Consider the following 17,015-nt stretch of genomic DNA (forward strand, 5'->3'; position numbering starts at 1 on the left):
TCTTAGAAGGAAGAGTGTGTAAGCCGTAAGCAATTCTTCTTTTTTGATGAATGTGAAGATAATACTATGCTATCTCTTTATGACTTTTCTCATAAATCATACAGGCAATGCTGATGATGAGAATGGAATAGATGATATAGAAAAAGGGGGCTGCTGGATAGGCCTCAAACAAGGTAATGGAGCCAAAGAGAAAGAAGAAAAAGGAAGAAACTACTTTAACACTATCTTCACTTAAATGGGCAAAGATAAATTTTCCAGCGAAGATACCAAAAATATTTGCCATGATAAGGCCTAAGGATGCTCCCAGAAAAACTTGAAGGTGCTGGTCCATGTGATCGGCTGAAAGCGCTACGGTTGCTAATTGCGTCTTATCACCGAGCTCAGCTAGAATAAAGGTAAAGGCAATAGAAAAAATAGGCAATCCTAAGGAAATATGATGCCCCTTGCTTTCTTCTTTTGTAATGCGTAAGTTAAAAAAACCAAAGCCTAGAAACATTGCGGCAGCGGCCAATTTGATAAACTGCATAGGGATCATATCGCCTATTAGATCTCCGGCCAATGTAGAAAAAGCACTGATGATGATGACCCCTAACATCATCCCTAATATCACACTTTTCATACGATAGCGATTGGTGAGCGCCATCATCATAAGTTGTGTTTTATCAGCCATTTCCGCGATAAAAACAAATAAAAACGTATGCAGCAACATAAGATCACCTCTTATTTTACTATATGTGAAATAAAGAGCTTTCATGTATAAAATCATCCTTTCCCTGCTGCGACAAAATAAATATGAAGAAGGAAAGGTGTAAGCGTCAGTAAAATAGGGATTACTTTGAAAAAGCCCTAAGCAAAAGAAAACCCGTACGAATCATACGGGTAAGAAATGCATTCTTTATTCCTCGCAAATATAGGCAAGGATCAATTTCATGGTGTTAAGGACACCATCGATATGTGTACGTTCCATACCATGAGAAGCGTGAACACCTGGGCCAATTAATGCCCCTTTGATATCATTTCCGGCATTTCTTGCGGCACTGACATCTGAACCATATTGTGGATAAATATCAATTGCATAAGATACGGCTTCACGTTTAGCCAGCTCAATAAGTTTGCTGGTAAGATCATAATCATAAGGACCACTGGAATCTTTGGCGCAGATGGAAACATCTTGTTCTGTGCATGCTAAATCTAAGCCGATGCATCCCATATCGACAGCTAAAAGCTCAGCAATTTCATCTGGGATATGCGCCATACCATGTCCGACTTCTTCATAGGTGCTCATCATAAAGATCAAATCATAAGCAGGGGTAATGGCATTTTCTTTTAAATGATGTAAAATGCCCATCAATGCAGAAACGCTGATCTTATCGTCTAAGAAACGAGATTTAATAAAACCACTTTCGGTAATTTGTACTTTTGGATCGATGGCAACAATATCTCCATTTTGAATTCCAAGTTTCTGCGTATCTTCCTTTGTATAAGTGACTTCATCAATGCGTACTTCCATTTCATCAATTTCACGTTTCTTCGTGCTGGCATCTTTATAGACATGGGCTGCTGGAGAAGTGGATAAAATCGTTCCGCTATAGCATTGACCATCTCTTGTATAGATACGACAATATTCCCCATCCAGTGTCGGAATGATAGGACCGCCTAAATTGGTTAAGGCAAGCTTTCCATCACTTTTTATCGAGCGGACCATAAGACCTAAGGTATCGCAATGGGCGCATAAACCAAGTGTCTTATGATGATGATTACCTTTTACATAGATCCATAAATTGCCTTTGTGATTACGTTTTGTCTGATATCCGAATCGCTTTGCTTCTTCTTCAACGAAGTCGATGGCTTTTTTGGTATACCCGGTAGGGGAATCAATTGCTAATAACTTTTTTGCGAATGCTACAACATATTCTTTATTCATCATCATCTTACCTACTTTCTATTTTTACTTAGTGATTTAACGTGAGATGTACACACCATCACAATCATCAATTTCTTCAACTTTTACGCGAATCTGTTCCTGTAAAGAGCTAGGAATGTTTTTGCCGATGTAGTCTGCGCGTATCGGTAATTCACGATGACCGCGATCAACCAAGACGGCCAATTGTATCTCTTTTGCTCTTCCATAATGCATAATGGCATCCATGGCAGCGCGCACGGTTCGTCCTTTGAATAAGACATCATCTACTAAAATAACTTTCTTATCCTTTACCGGCATGGTTTGGTTTGGTAAAGGGTGTGCCTGCTCCAGATCATCACGCCAATGGGAAACATCCAATGCATAACAAGGTACCTGTACTTGCTCTACACGCGCAATCATTTTAGCTAAACGCTGAGCGAGAATTTCACCTCTGGTCTTGATGCCGACAAGAACGATATCCTCAACACCTTTGTTATGTTCAATGATTTCATGTGTAATTCTGGTTAAACTGCGGCGCAATCCTAAAGCGTCGATTATCTCTTTTGTTTCCATGCAGATCCTCCTTGAAAACACTACTCATAGTATACCTGTTTCCGCCTTTAAACGCAATCATTTCCCGTCCAGGATTTCATCAAGAATAGCATTTGCCAATCGCTCAAAAAGAAATTGTTTCTGATACGGTGTTCCCTTCGTACTCAGCTCATAAATACCTACGTTTTGTGTATATAGAATGGTTAAAAATTCATGAATGAGTTCTTGGCTTTTTACCTGATGATCATAAGCAGCTAAGGTTTGACAGAAGAAATCTTCTTTATCATGATGACCGAGAAATAAAGCGATGGCATCATCCAAACTCTCAACTTTTCGCCATCCTTGAAACTTTGCCTTTGCGTTTAAATAGAATAAGGCATGGACCGGATAAAATTGCAGACTGCTTTCATAGGTTGTCAAAGGAGTGATCTGATAACGAATAGTATCTTCTTCTTTTAGAAAGATGCCGGATGCATAATGTGCGAATAGTTGTTGCTTTTTTACATAAGAGATATCTTTACAGGCACTGACCTCACTACCGGTACTGACGATGGCATTATCAAGATAGTGCAAAATGCCGCTATCATCATAATAAGCACTTGCGGCTATCTTGCGAGTATGACAACTTTTCAATATGGCATCTAATAATTCACTCTTACCACTGTGGGTCATCCCGGCAAAGACAAGATTTTGTTGCTGTTGCGAATATGCAATATGCACCATGGAGGCATGAATAGGGAGATCATGCTTTTGAATACAAAGCGCATTGTATAAGGTTAAGATCATTTCTTTTAAGTAGAGAAAATGTAACATCTCATCCCCACCGCTGACCATACCGATGTATAAGGCATTTGTCTGATCGTAATAGTAACTCCGCTGTTTACGATGGCTTTGTAATCCAAACAAGAGAAGAAAATCATAAGTAACACCTGGTTCTGTAATAGGATACATGGCGGACAGAGCTGCCGCAAACCACAATGCTTTACGATGTAAAAAAACAATGCCTTGAAAATTGCCGATGCGGATACAGATGCCAAGGTAGCTAGTGGCATCCATACTGATATCCCGATATAAAAAAGTATCGCTTTTTCGTATCGGATATTGATGAGAATGTTTTGCCATAGCGATGACCGGAACACTGTGTAACTGTACTTCGCTTAAGAAAGGAATATGACTCAAGGGAAGATGCGCATAGGGATGCGATAAGGGGTGTTTCTTTACTTGATAGGTAGCATCAAAAGCAAATTGATGCATGGGTAAAATGGAGCCTGATTGTTGAACAAGACGACTCATATTTTCCCAAAGATGCTGTAAAGAGGGAGAAGGAACATCTGGCTTGGTGATGATGTGAATTTTACCAATAGCAGAAAAGTATTGCAGAAAAATTAATAAAGGACGGTAAGGGAAAGGATTTTTTGTTAAAAGAGAAAGCACCATGGTCTCTTCAATATCGTATGGATAACATTTTAATAATTCTTTTAAATAAGAGCGAGCACTGACTTCCTCATCAAATTCTAATGCAAACAGCATAGTATCACCTGTTAAATAGGTATGCTCGCCATTAACAAAATAGTCAAATGATCTGTTGAAAACATGCTTTCCTAGCAATCATCGTTATGTGTAAGAATAGATGTGCTATAATAAAAAAAAGAATGCACAGAAAGAAGTGTTGAATATGAAAAAAGTTGTATTTCATATAGATGAAATGAAGAATTGGTCATTAACATTAGGAAATGTGAAGAATCTTATCACGTTTTATGAACACCATGATGAGGTGTTTCAAATCGTCGTCGTAGCAAATGGTGAAGCCGTAAAAGGATATGGGAAAGAGGACACACAGGAAAATATTGCAAAGGAAATCCTTGCTTTATTTGCTAAGGGAATATCTTTTCACGCATGTCAAAATGCGTTGCGTGCACAGCAGTTAGAAGCTGTCGATCTTCTTGAGCATATCGTCATTGTTGAAGCAGGTGTGGCTGATATTGTCGCATTGCAAGAAAAAGGTTTTACCTATATAAAACCATAACAATTGCATGAAAAATGTGAAGAGGTGGTCTTATGAAAATCAAATTTTATGAAAAGGTTGATGATGAAAAGTTGCTATTTGCTGTCATAGTGGCTAAATATAAGGAACAATGGGTCTTTTGTAAACACAAACAGCGCAACAGCTATGAATTATGCGGCGGACATCGAGAAGCAAATGAGTCTATTCTGGATTGTGCAAGACGGGAGTTTTATGAAGAGAGTGGAGCGAAGGAATATCAACTGATTCCCTTGTGTGTGTATTCCTGCCTTGGTAAAACACGCGTAAAAGAAAGCAGTGATGAGCATGAAACATTTGGTATGTTGTATTATGCAGAGGTGTATGACTTTGATGAACTTCCTGAAAGTGAGATACAGGAAATTGCTTTCTTCACGGATGTAAAGAAGATACCAGAGTGGACATATCCTCAGATACAGCCGATATTATTCACAAAGGCACAATCCATGTTAACAAAGAAATAAAAAAAGCGTTGAAAAAAAGCTTGTTTCTATAACTAAAAAAACGTTGAAAATCTTATAGACGAAATGAAAGAGGCTGTCCTTAAAAGTATATGCGCTTTGCAAGGATCCAGCCTCTTGTTCTTGTAAGTTAGAACAAATCCATAATTTCATCTTTGCTCATGCTAGTAATCAAACCGTCATTCAAGTGAATGATACTATCACTTAAATCTTGTTTTAATTCTTGTAAATGCATGATTTTTTCTTCGATTGTATCTTTGGCAATTAGTTTAACGACCTGTACATTGTTGTGCTGTCCGATGCGATAGGCTCGATCGGTAGCTTGATTTTGGGCAGATACATTCCACCATGGATCAAAGTGAATGACAACTTCGGCACTGGTAAGATTCAACCCGGTTCCTCCGGCTTTTAAAGATATCAAAAAAACCGGTGTAGCATCAACATTAAAGGCATTTACATATTGCTGACGCTGTACTTTTGGGGTGCTGCCTTTTAATAGATAGTAATCAATTTCGCGTTGCTTTAGCTCTTTTTCAATCAACGATAACAGTGAGGTAAACTGTGAGAATAATAAGACTTTTTTACCCGATGCACGACAGTTTTCGATAAATTCCATGCACGCGTTAATTTTATTGCCTACCCCCTGGTAATTTTCATACAGCAAGCGGGGATCACAGCACAATTGGCGCAATCTGGTCAACATACTCAGCACCATGATCTTACTATTTTCAAAGCCTTTTTGTTTAAAGCTTTTATGCAAATCTTCTCGTATCAAAGATACATTTGCCATATATAATTTTCGGGTTTCTTCATCTAATTCGATCATCATCGTATGTTCGACTTTTTCAGGAAGTTCTTTTAAGACATCTTTCTTTACACGGCGCAAGATGAACGGTTCTACCATTCGCTTTAATTCCTTTAAGGTTATAGGATCATTTTCTTTCACGATAGGAATCTCATATTGCTTTTTGAAGTAAGGGTAAGTATATAGATAACCTGGCATTAAGAAATCAAAAATGCTCCATAATTCCGCTAATGAATTTTCAATTGGTGTTCCGGTTAAGGCAAATCGATGGGCTGCCTGAATCTGTTTGACAGATACGGCATTCTTCGTATTATGGTTTTTGATATACTGAGCTTCATCAATGATTTGATAAGTAAAGTGGAAATTTTCATAGTGTTCAATATCACGTTTGAGATAATCATAAGAGGTGATCACGACATCATAATCTTTCGCTTTGTAGATTAAGGCTTTTCGTTCCTCCATATTCCCGGTAATCAAAATGCTCGTTAAGGCATCAGAAAATTTCGCGATTTCACTTTGCCAGTTCAAAATCAGTGAACTTGGACAGACAACAAGAGAGATAGCCTGTGGATCATGGAGCTTTTCATCTTCCAATAAAGTAATTACTTGCAAGGTCTTACCAATGCCCATATCATCAGCTAAAATTCCTCCAAAACCATAATTGGCCATCGTTTTTAGCCAGCGGAAACCATCTTTTTGATAATTTCGCAAAATGTTTTTCAGACTGTGAGGAACCTTAAAATCAGAGTCCTTAACATTGCGTATACTACGGATGATATCTTTAAAAGTCGCATCGCGCTCAACCTTGATCATCTCAGCATCTTTTAGGCTTTTATCGATGTATAAAGAACGATATTTGGGAACCTTGATTTTACCACTTTCGAGCTCTTTTTCACTTACATGCATGCCATCTAAAATAAAAGACAACTCTTGCAAAGCACTATCTTCAATATTGACAAAAGAACCGTTGCGCATACGATAGTATTTTTTATTCAAACGGTATGCTTTTAATACCTCTTGCAACTCTTCGACAGGAAAATCAAAGGTATCAAAATCAATTTCTAGCAAATCACTTTCAATACGTACACCCATGGAGATATTCACACTATCACGTATCTGCAGTTTGCGGAATTTCTCACTGGCAAACATTTCACAGGTCTGTGATAATTCTTCAAAGCCTTTATTTAAAAATTCATATATGGCATCTTGTGAATGTTCAATATAGGCAAGTCCTTCCATAGCGTCAATCCGTGTCATATATTTGGTAAAAATCAGACGTACGGCAATTTCATCATTGAAGTTGCGACTGGCAGATAAGGAAGTATCACTGAACGCATTATACATATCATCTCCATAACAATACAGCAAACGTGCAGATATGACATTTTGTTTCGGCATATCGATATACACCTTACATTCTAATGGTAATGGCGCATACATAGAAATATCTTCACCATGCAGAGGCAGATATTTTTTGACATTTAAAATAACATTATTATAGAAGGCACTCATCAAGCCATCTGACACGGTTAAGGTATTATGATGTTCTAAGCATCCGCTGAGCATTGGCTCACAGGCTTTTGTAAAATCTTTATCACAACGATAAAGGATATGATTCATAAGAACATATAGATGGTTTCGTCCTTTAAACAGACGATAGTCTCCTTCATTCAGAGAAATATGAAAAATCTGCTGGGCATCTTTGTGTATCTGTAAAGAAAAAGGGGGATTGATAGCAAGAAAGCGCATGTTGATCAATGTTTTTTCTTTCATGCGATGCATGACATCCTGATCGGTATATAATTCATAAAATTCATCTAAAGCATCCGGCGTCATGCACATATTACGGGATTGCGGGGCTTTTTCTAAGGTAGGATGATTTAAAAAATACAAAACATCATGTTCATGATGACGCATGAAATCAATCAGCTTTTGACTCGTTTCATCAAAGCTATAATAATTATGCATGAATTCCAGTTCCTTACCATAGGCTTTTTTTACATTATGGGCAATATCATCCAGAAATAATGCGATGTCTTTGACGATATATTGTTTTTCATTGCCGATTTTTAAGGTTAACGCAAGAATGTTTTTTTTACGTATTTCTAATACGGGTTCCAAATGAATGGCTGTTTTTAAGTTCATGGCCAATGAAGAATAGACGATTTGTTCTTCGTAGATATTCATGATCTGAATGGCATGTTTATCGACTACTTTATTTTCCATCTGTTCCTTTTCCGCGTTTTTGCGTTTACTGTCTTCCATTAGGCGCAGCAAAACAGCGACACAATGTGCACAGGTCATTTTTTGGGCATGCTCTTCACAGCCACACAAATGAGCTCTTACGATGAAGTCATCCTTATCGATTGACATATTCACTTCCCGATATACTTTTTTATCTACGACATTAGCATTGACCATAATGATCTCAGGACTTGAAAAGTCATCGATATCCAACGATTTGATGGCTTTTTCCTTCATCAATTTTTCTCCCTTTTCAAATGTTTGCTCATCGCCTGCAAAGTCACGTATCTGAGCTATTGTAAATTCCATACCATCACCTTATCTTTCATCTTATTATTGTATCATTATTTCAGATGAAACGCGATGAAGATTAAAAAATTTATCAATGTAAGAAGGAAAGAATTCATCAGAAGAAAGCGTAGAAATGCTACCACCATTCGTATTGGCAAATACCACCAATTTGTGAATACTTTGTATGCAATAGTATAGCATCACATATTCAAGATTTTACCTTTTTAACTTTTATAAAGTGAGAAATCACAAGATGGCTATGACGGTTTCTGCTTTAGGTAATAACAAACTTCATCAAAGTAGGTACCATCGTAATATTCATAAGCATCATGCAAGGTGCCTTCAAATTGAAATCCCAGTTTTTCGATAACACGTTTACTTTGTGTATTAAAAGGGAAATGATAGATACTGATCATTGTGCAGTGCAGATCTTCAAATGCATAGCGCAAGACTTCTTTTGCAGCCTCGACAACAATGCCCTTGCCCCAATAGGATTTTCCGATCCAATAGCCCAACATGCGATAGCCATTGCGAGGACGATGTTGATCCGCATCTAAGCTGATGAGTCCATACAGAGTATTATCCGTTTTCTGATAAATGCCCCATGTGTGATCGTTTATCAGAAAATTAGATAAGATTTGTTTTGTTTCTTCCAGAGAAGCATGCGGCTTCCATCCGCACATGCGAGCAACGTCAGGATCTTTAGCCATCTCGTACATTTGTACATGATCTTGCATAGACAGTCGCTGCAGCCGTAAACGCGTTGTATCCTGTAAACGTTGACGTGTTTTATGGGATTGCAAAATACTAATGAGATGATTGGAATGTGCAAGTTGCTCTCTTTGTTCACAAATGGCCAGATGAAAACGCAGCCATTCTTCATATTGTGGTTTTGTTAATGCGTTGATCCGTTCTGCCAATACTTCAGCAAGTCCATCTTGACTAAAGGTTTTTAAAAGCGTAAAGCCCATGCTTTGAAAGAGTTGCTCTGCTTTCTGCACATAGGTGCTTACAAAGGGATCATTGATGACTTTAAAGGTAGTTGGATCATATTGTGAGCTATTCAAAAAAGAACTATTCGGATATAAGGCTTCCGTGGTAAACACGGCAAGGTTACTAAGAAATGCACAAAAGATAATTCCACCATCTTTTACAACGCGATGCATTTCATCCAAACAGATTCGTTGCTCTTCTTCTTTAAGATGATATAGAGGTCCCATACATAGTATGATATCAAAACTATCATCTGAAAACCTGGAGAGATCCATAGCATTTCCTTGGTGTAGGGTCAGCTTCATCTGTTTCTTCTTTTGTTGTTTCAAACGATTTAGGTGATGGGGCATCAGATCCATGGCACATACCTCATAGCCTGCTTCAGCAAGCGGTAAAGCATAAGCTCCAGTGGCAGCTCCTAAGTCTAAAATACGTTCATGTCCATGCAAATATTGTGTAAGATACTGCGTGGTCGTAAGAAATTCGATATGCGCTGCGGGTGATTTCTGTAATCGTTCTTCTTCATGAACATGTTGATAAAGTTCTTCTAAATTCATAAATATCAGCCTCCTGTAAAGCTTATTGTACCACTGATAAAATGCCTTCCAATAAATCTGCATGTATAGGTAAAAGACGCTTGTTAAGAAGAAAAAAACAAGGCATATGCAAAAGAAATGGGAAAAGATAGTTAGGCGAGATTTAATTTTTCTTCAAATAACAATAGTTGTTTATAATTGCGTGTTAGAGGAAGCAGAGCTTTTAACTCATCGTGGTAAACCTTATGAAATTCCGGTGCCAGAGTCTGTAAGACAGGTAACAGTGTTTTCATGATATAGGTTTCCAATGTCTGGGCATTTTGACCATCACGCTTTAAGATAAAATAGTGCCAACAATCGCGTAATGCTTTACTGCAGGCTTGTACATCAATTTTTTGCATGATACAGGCTGGCAATGTTTTATCAAGACAGAATTGTGCATGACACATCCATATCAATAAAGGCAAGGGGGAATGGCTCTTTGTATCGAAAGAAGATTGATAACATGTCAGCGCTTTGGCATATTGTTTCTGATAATAATAACATCCGCCAATATTATAATAGAAGATAGCAAGCGTATGAGAAGAAAGGCTTGTTTGTTTCATATAAGATAAAGCTTTTTCTTTATAGAATTCAAATTGCTGGGGCTCTATAAAAATGGCAAGATTACTCATCCAATGATATATGGAAAAAAGTGCATGGGGATTGTCCTTATGCATTAGCTCATATTGTTCACATTCCTTTAAGATGAGAAAAGCTTGTAGATAGTCGTGATGTTTATCACTTAAATGTAAGACAATACCAATTGAAAAGCGGGTGATATGATGATGGTAATGCATATGGAATTGTTGATAAAGTTGTTCTAATACAATGTTATTATGGGGAAAAGTACATTGCCATTGATAAAGAGCATCCTCCATCATGATTTGCAAGGATTCACTTAGAAAATCATGACAGGATAAAAATAATTGGTAATCTTTTGATGAAAGATATTCCTGACTTGTCCAAAGGCGAGTAAAGACTTGTAATATGCGAATATAAAAGAATTCCTGCACATGTTGCTGATAGGGAAGTAAGGATTGCAATAAAGCTATGCAGATGGCACACATAGCTTCGTCATCATAATGCGCATAAGCAGAAAGCATAGCCGATAGCATTTGCTCGATATGTTTATCCATAGGGTGCGTATAATTAAAGGATAATGCAAATTGATCCAGTAACGTATCATAAATATCATCATCTTTTACAATTTTTCCTTGTTCTAAAGATATCAATGTCCGTAAAGAGAGGATCCCTACTTGATCAACAAGTTGTTGTTGTGTCCAGCCGGCTTGTAATCGCAGCCATCGTATCATAGCGCCTAATTGTTTTTTATCATGTTCATTCAGATATAATTTTTCTTTATGTGTTGTTTTCATGCGTTTATTATAGCATATTGAGTATTATCTTTTGCTATGGAAAGATATGGTCTGTTTATAAGGACCTCTCTGCCCCTGCCGGTTTATAAAAAAAAGACACCGTTTCGGTGTCTGGCTATTTTTCATGGCAGGGGTAGAGAGGATCGAACTCCCATCAGCGGTTTTGGAGACCGTTATACTACCATTGTACTATACCCCTAAGATTTAACTGCTTAACTATATTACCATAGAAAATAAAATCTGGCAATAATAAAATAAGGAAAAATATGTACTTTCTAACATGCCAGCATATGGTAAAATAGTATTCATACGGATGGAAAATATTGTCTTTTTGTTTTATAGGAACAAACATACCATGTTCAGCATTCTGTTGCCTAATTTCGCTTTGACTACTTCCTATAGCATATTCCATTCGGCATTTATCATCATAAGATATCTTTATTTCATAAAGTCGGATTGTATGTATGACGTAGGCATCTGCTGAAGTACTTCATAGTCTCTTGCTGCTTACTTAACCTTTAGTTCTTTTTCTTTTATAGTTATAATATAACGTATCATAAGGCATTCTAGATACATAACCCCTCTTATGCTTTTTTGGCCAATGCTATGTGGAAAAATTTATTATTATTTCAAATTTGTAAGGAAAGTGTAAGTGACAACGATGGCAGCGAGATACTTGTTCTTTTATAATTGCAGTGAAAGAAGGGATGTAAATGAAATTAACCAGACTTGCGCTGCATAACGTCAGAAAAAGCTATAAAGATTATATGATCTATTTTCTAACTCTGATGTTTTCTATCTGTTTATTCTATACCTTTAATTCCTTTCAAGCGCAAAAGGAAATCATGTCATTAAATGACTCACAATCCATCATGCTACAAACACTTGGTATTTTCATGGGAATCTTATCCGTTTTTGTGGCTATCGTACTGGCCTTTCTGGTCATGTATGCCAACAACTTTTTGATTAAACGACGGAAAAAAGAATTTGGTTTATATATGTTGTTGGGCATGGAGAAAAAAGATATCTCTAAGGTTTTAATTTATGAAACCGTATGCATTGGTGTGGTATCACTTGGTGTTGGATTATTACTAGGTATATTGTGCTCACAAGGCTTAGGCATCTTTACCGCACATCTGTTCTCAGTTCAAGTAAATTATAACTTTGTCTTCTCGCCATCAGCAGCTATTATCACTGCTATTTCCTTTACGATTATTTTTCTGGTTATCATGTTGCTGAACACCAGAGTTATAGCGAAAGTAAAATTGATAGAACTATTGCAGGCTGAGCGTAAACAGGAAAAAGCTAGAATTCAAAAACCTTTCATCGCTGTACTTATCTTTATCGTTTCTTTGTTGTTGTTAGGGGCAGCTTATTATCTGGCGACACGCTCTACTCAGATGTTTGCGAGCTGTTTAGTTCCTATTCTAATTATGGGAAGCTTAGGAACATTGTTCTTCTTTTTGTCCCTATCGGGTTTCCTCTTACAGTTCATACGTTCCAGCAAGCGTTTATACTATCGCGGATTGCGTATGTTTGTATTACGTCAGGTAAATGCCAAAATCAATACTAGTTTTGTTTCTATGAGCATAGTTTGCCTTATGCTGTTATTAAGTGTAGGAGCCTTATCTGTAGGATGGAATCTGAATGATTCATTAAAAACATCCTTGGATACACAGACACCATATGCTTATTCCTTTACCCAATATCAAAAAGCTGATACACAAAAGATGCGTCAGATCTTGATGCTAGACACGGATAAAAATATAACGAGTAGTGAGACAATTTCCGTTTATACGGATCATCTGAAATTAAAGGATTTATTTAATTATGCGAAAGATGTAGACACTGGTATGTTGTATAAAGATGCAGATCTGGAAATTATCACATTAAGTGACTTTAATAAAGCCAGACGTGCCTGGAAGTTATCTCCCATGCAGTTAAAGCAGGATGAAACTTTCTTTATCAGCGGCTCATCTAGTATCATTCCAACCTTAAATGAAATCGCAGAACAGACGAAAAAGCCACTGCAGGTGTTTAATCATAAACTGCATTTACAAGTAAAGCAAGAGGAAGCCATCAATATTGCCACAGAATTTGGGTTTAGTACAGGGGCTGCCATCGTTGTGCCTGATGCCATATTGCCACCGCAAATAGCTAGCCATCATACTTTCTGGAATATTGATGTTAAAGATGAAAGTAAGATCGAGGCATATGATACGAAGGTACATGAGAATGCAAAGAAGCTGTTGGGAACGAATGAACAAACTCTTCGCTATTCTTCTATGACTCGTAAATTGATTATTGATAATCAGGCAGGATTGGGTATGCTGTTCACGTATGTCGGTTTGTATTTGGGAGTAGTCTTCTTAGTGGCAAGTGCAGCAGTATTAGCATTGCAACAGCTTTCTGAGGCTGAGGATAATCAAAAACGTTATTTGATTTTAAGAAAAATCGGTACAAGTGAAAAGATGATGAATCATTCCATCTATGCACAGATATCTATTTATTTCTTATTGCCATTAGTGTTGGCTGTTATTCATGCATCTGTTGGTATTCCTGTAGTATCTACATCTTTAATGTCCGGTTTGGGAATCGGTGATATAGGATTAGCTAATTTCTTCTGTGCCATTGTCGTTATCTTAATTTATGGAAGCTATTATGTATTTACGTGCATGAGTTATAAACAGACACTATATGCAAGAAAGTAAGAATTCAGCTTAATGATTAAAGAAAAAGCATACTTAGGATATGCTTTTTCTTTTGCTCATGGTATGCTATAGGTAAGAAAAATAATCTGATAATGAAATAATATTTTTATCTATCAGCAAGTATAACGATGGGTTTAAAAAACATTGCATATACGCAAATATGGAAAGGAGATGAGCGTAAATGCGAATTGATCGGATATCGAAACAAGAAGATGTTCAGGTGAGGGAGCTGATATGGAAAACCTTTTTGCGATTTGATGCAGTTGATTATAGTGAAGAAGGTGTGAAGGATTTCTATGCCTATCTGATGCGGGATGATCTTTTTGAGCGTCTCATCTTTTTAGGAGCATATGAAGAGGATATTTTGATTGGAGTAATGGCAATGTGTGAGGGACACATCTCACTTTTCTTTGTAGATGAACACTACCATCGCAAAGGGGTAGGGAAAGCTTTGTTTCAAAGCATGTTGCGTTTACAAAAACAAATGATCATCACGGTGAATTCCTCACTCTATGCAAAAGAAGTGTACGAACATTTAGGCTTTCGCGCCATCAATCATGAAATTGAAGCCGGAGGCATTCGTTATATTCCGATGTTGTATACAAAAAATGGGTATCTTTTATAAATGATTTTAACCTTAAAACATATGAGGAAAAAAACCTTTCATTAGGAAATGGTGGGAGTGCGTCGTAAATTCAATATTTATTAGATAATTATAATGATGGAAGGAAGAAAGCGTTATTAACCTTACCGACAAATTTATTTGATTTAGAAAAACTACAAGAGCTTATTTGATCAACATCCATCAACATCACTTGTATAAACACACTCTATAAATGAGAGTGCTAATACAGTAATCATTGATAAATACAGTGTTTCTGTAATCATCTTTTATAGTATATCAAGAAAGAAACAGCAACATTAGCCATCGTCCTAACAAGACAGCAAGGATACAAAACAGCAGACTGCCACATGCATATATACTGCCACTAAGATAACGTTGTGTTTCAAAAAGCTGCACCGTTTCTAAAGAAAAGGTAGAAAAAGTCGTAAAGCCTCCACAAAATCCAGTCTTAATGAAAAGTATGATATCCGGTTGTGCTTTTGTTTCTTGAGCATAAGCTATTATCATACCAATACAGAGTGCACCAAGAATATTTATTAGCATAGTCATAAAGGGGAAAGAAGTACGCATCGGAAGAAGTCCTAAACCATAACGCAATATGGCTCCTAAGGCGCCTCCACATCCCACTAAAATTAATTCTTTCATTCACATGCCCTCCTGCTCTTATGGTATGATTGTATCATGGTTCTAAGTTGTAGAAAAGCATAGGATCGGCAATTTTTATAGGTTTTATCTCCTGTTTATGATATAGTTATGTGGGATTAAAATGAATACGTAAAGGAATAGAATGAAGTTTGTGATAAAGTGATGCCGCTGTAAAAGTTATGATGGCATTATGAACGTTACGCATAAGGAGTCAGTATGAAGAAATATAAAACGCTATTATTTGATGCAGATAATACCTTGTTGGATTTTGATAAGACGGAAAAAGAAGCTCTGCGTAAAACCTTTACCATGCAGAATATTCCCTTTACTCCAGCGATGAAAAACCGTTATCTGCAGATTAACACTGCTTTATGGAATGCCTATGAAGAAGGAAGAATGACAAGGGAAGAAGTTATCTTTACACGCTTTGGTAAGCTGTTTGATGAATTCCATATTGCTGAAGATGGTGTTCAATTTGAGCATATATATCAAAAAGAATTAGGAAAAGGACATGCCCTCATGCCACATGCGCTCGAACTTGTGAAACATTTGAAGAAAGATTATGAATTGTATATCGTAACAAATGGGGTAAGCGCAACGCAGCATTCGCGTTTGCATGATTCAGGCTTAGATCAACATATCCGTAAAGCATTCATATCAGAAGAAATCGGTTATCGAAAACCAATGAAGGAATATTTCGATTATTGTTTTGCTCATATTCCATCATTTGAAAAAGAGCAGACATTAATAATCGGAGATTCCTTATCAAGTGATATGCAGGGAGGTATTCATGCAGGTATTGCGACCTGTTGGATGAATCCTAAACAAAAACCAAATGTGCAGGATTTACCAATTACCTATGAAATAACCAATTTAAAAGAGTTATATTCTATATTAGAGGAGGATGAATAATGCGAGCAATTCTATTTGATTTAGATGGTACCTTAACGGATCCTAAGGAAGGCATTACAAATTCCGTGGCATATGCTTTAGAAAAAGCGGGTATCCCTATCGAAGATAAAAATGATTTAATTACCTTTATCGGTCCGCCTTTAGCAGATTCGTTTGCACAATTTTATGGTTTTAATAAGGAACAGTGCGATGAAGCAATCAAACAATATCGCGTTTATTTTAAAGAAAAGGGAATCCTGGAAAATAAAGTATATCCTGGTATAAAAACGATGTTGCAACAACTGAAGGAAGATGGAAGACAGTTGTTTGTGGCAACGAGCAAGCCACATGTTTTTGCGAAAACGATTTTACATCATTATCAACTTGCTGAATATTTTGATGGTATTTATGGCAGTGAATTGGATGGCACAAGAAGTCGTAAAGGTGAAGTCATCGCCTATATTTTGGAAAAGGAAAACCTAGAAAAAGAGCATTGTGTGATGGTTGGTGATCGTAAGCATGATATATTGGGGGCAAAGGAACATGATCTTGCCAGTGTCGGTGTATTGTTTGGTTATGGAGATGAAGAGGAATTACAACTTGCAGGTGCGGATGTCATCGTGAACGATGTTGAAGAATTAAAACAATATTTACTTAGTAAAAGATAGGAAGTGAAATGCATGAGTGAAAAAAAGAAATTAGATACGAAAGCTTTGCTGGAAAAAAGTCGCAGCGTAAAACAGAAGCCACAAGGCTCCCTGTTAGAACGTAAGTTGAAAAATAAGAAAAATGGCGCAAAGTTTGGTAAAGTGAATTTCAATGGATAACAGGAACGCTTCCTGTTTTTTTTATGTGTGGCGGGCATGCCACATATCTAGGGTGAAAATCCCTCGGGGCGT

General features: G+C 37.0%; 15 protein-coding genes and 1 tRNA gene. 7 read left to right on the forward strand and 9 right to left on the reverse strand.

From position 1 onward, the window contains the following. Window positions 1-64: 64 nt before the first annotated feature. From LI241_RS11410 to LI241_RS11425, 4 genes are all read right to left on the reverse strand, one after another. Entirely contained in the window at window positions 65-709 is a 645-nt protein-coding gene (locus LI241_RS11410; RefSeq protein ID WP_008689804.1) for a TMEM165/GDT1 family protein, read from the reverse strand. A 186-nt stretch (window positions 710-895) separates the two neighbouring features. After that, a complete protein-coding gene (locus tag LI241_RS11415; protein WP_008689802.1) occupies window positions 896-1,924 on the reverse strand; it encodes a M42 family metallopeptidase in 1,029 nt (342 codons plus the stop codon). A gap of 36 nt (window positions 1,925-1,960) precedes the next feature. Then, window positions 1,961-2,476 (reverse strand): bifunctional pyr operon transcriptional regulator/uracil phosphoribosyltransferase PyrR, encoded by a 516-nt coding sequence (gene pyrR, locus LI241_RS11420; protein WP_008689801.1) that lies wholly within the window; start codon window positions 2,474-2,476, stop codon window positions 1,961-1,963. Window positions 2,477-2,533: 57 nt separating this feature from the next. Next, window positions 2,534-3,985: a hypothetical protein gene (locus LI241_RS11425; protein ID WP_008689799.1), complete on the reverse strand. Its 1,452-nt coding sequence runs from the start codon at window positions 3,983-3,985 to the stop codon at window positions 2,534-2,536. A 145-nt stretch (window positions 3,986-4,130) separates the two neighbouring features. Here LI241_RS11425 and LI241_RS11430 point away from each other — a divergent pair, with 145 nt between their 5' ends. Both LI241_RS11430 and LI241_RS11435 read left to right on the forward strand, forming a co-directional pair. Further along, window positions 4,131-4,481 carry a DsrE family protein gene (locus LI241_RS11430; protein WP_026006688.1) on the forward strand — a complete coding sequence of 117 codons (351 nt, stop codon included), beginning with the start codon at window positions 4,131-4,133 and terminating at the stop codon, window positions 4,479-4,481. Window positions 4,482-4,513: 32 nt separating this feature from the next. After that, on the forward strand, window positions 4,514-4,960 hold the full coding sequence (locus LI241_RS11435; protein WP_008689795.1) for an NUDIX domain-containing protein: 447 nt from the start codon (window positions 4,514-4,516) through the stop codon (window positions 4,958-4,960). A 127-nt stretch (window positions 4,961-5,087) separates the two neighbouring features. Here LI241_RS11435 and LI241_RS11440 read toward each other — a convergent pair whose 3' ends face one another. From LI241_RS11440 to LI241_RS11455, 4 genes are all read right to left on the reverse strand, one after another. After that, window positions 5,088-8,315, reverse strand: a complete 3,228-nt coding sequence (locus LI241_RS11440; protein WP_008689794.1) for a DEAD/DEAH box helicase — start codon at window positions 8,313-8,315, stop codon at window positions 5,088-5,090. Between the two features lie 239 nt (window positions 8,316-8,554). Beyond that, entirely contained in the window at window positions 8,555-9,847 is a 1,293-nt protein-coding gene (locus LI241_RS11445; protein ID WP_008689792.1) for a GNAT family N-acetyltransferase, read from the reverse strand. Between the two features lie 131 nt (window positions 9,848-9,978). Continuing rightward, the gene (locus LI241_RS11450) at window positions 9,979-11,244 is read right to left on the reverse strand and encodes a hypothetical protein (RefSeq protein WP_008689790.1); all 1,266 of its coding nucleotides are present in this window, start codon (window positions 11,242-11,244) and stop codon (window positions 9,979-9,981) included. A 125-nt stretch (window positions 11,245-11,369) separates the two neighbouring features. Continuing rightward, a tRNA-Trp gene (locus tag LI241_RS11455) sits at window positions 11,370-11,443 on the reverse strand. A 514-nt stretch (window positions 11,444-11,957) separates the two neighbouring features. Here LI241_RS11455 and LI241_RS11460 point away from each other — a divergent pair. Both LI241_RS11460 and LI241_RS11465 read left to right on the forward strand, forming a co-directional pair. Then, a complete protein-coding gene (locus tag LI241_RS11460; RefSeq protein ID WP_008689788.1) occupies window positions 11,958-13,955 on the forward strand; it encodes an FtsX-like permease family protein in 1,998 nt (665 codons plus the stop codon). 181 nt (window positions 13,956-14,136) lie between these two features. Further along, a complete protein-coding gene (locus LI241_RS11465) occupies window positions 14,137-14,580 on the forward strand; it encodes a GNAT family N-acetyltransferase (RefSeq protein ID WP_008689787.1) in 444 nt (147 codons plus the stop codon). A 276-nt stretch (window positions 14,581-14,856) separates the two neighbouring features. Here LI241_RS11465 and crcB read toward each other — a convergent pair whose 3' ends face one another. Further along, window positions 14,857-15,225 carry a fluoride efflux transporter CrcB gene (gene crcB, locus LI241_RS11470; RefSeq protein WP_008689785.1) on the reverse strand — a complete coding sequence of 123 codons (369 nt, stop codon included), beginning with the start codon at window positions 15,223-15,225 and terminating at the stop codon, window positions 14,857-14,859. A gap of 216 nt (window positions 15,226-15,441) precedes the next feature. Here crcB and LI241_RS11475 point away from each other — a divergent pair, with 216 nt between their 5' ends. The 3 genes from LI241_RS11475 to LI241_RS11485 are packed head-to-tail and all read left to right on the forward strand — an operon-like array spanning window position 15,442 to window position 16,943. Beyond that, on the forward strand, window positions 15,442-16,137 hold the full coding sequence (locus LI241_RS11475; RefSeq protein ID WP_008689783.1) for a YjjG family noncanonical pyrimidine nucleotidase: 696 nt from the start codon (window positions 15,442-15,444) through the stop codon (window positions 16,135-16,137). Beyond that, the gene (locus LI241_RS11480; RefSeq protein WP_008689781.1) at window positions 16,137-16,784 is read left to right on the forward strand and encodes an HAD family hydrolase; all 648 of its coding nucleotides are present in this window, start codon (window positions 16,137-16,139) and stop codon (window positions 16,782-16,784) included. The genes LI241_RS11475 and LI241_RS11480 overlap by 1 nt, the downstream gene beginning before the upstream one ends. A 12-nt stretch (window positions 16,785-16,796) precedes the next feature. Next, on the forward strand, window positions 16,797-16,943 hold the full coding sequence (locus LI241_RS11485) for a hypothetical protein (RefSeq protein ID WP_008689780.1): 147 nt from the start codon (window positions 16,797-16,799) through the stop codon (window positions 16,941-16,943). The last annotated feature ends 72 nt before the right edge of the window (window positions 16,944-17,015 follow it).

The sequence above is a fragment of the Longicatena sp. 210702-DFI.1.196 genome, from assembly GCF_020563125.1.
GTDB classification, from domain to species: domain Bacteria; phylum Bacillota_I; class Bacilli_A; order Erysipelotrichales; family Erysipelotrichaceae; genus Longicatena; species Longicatena caecimuris.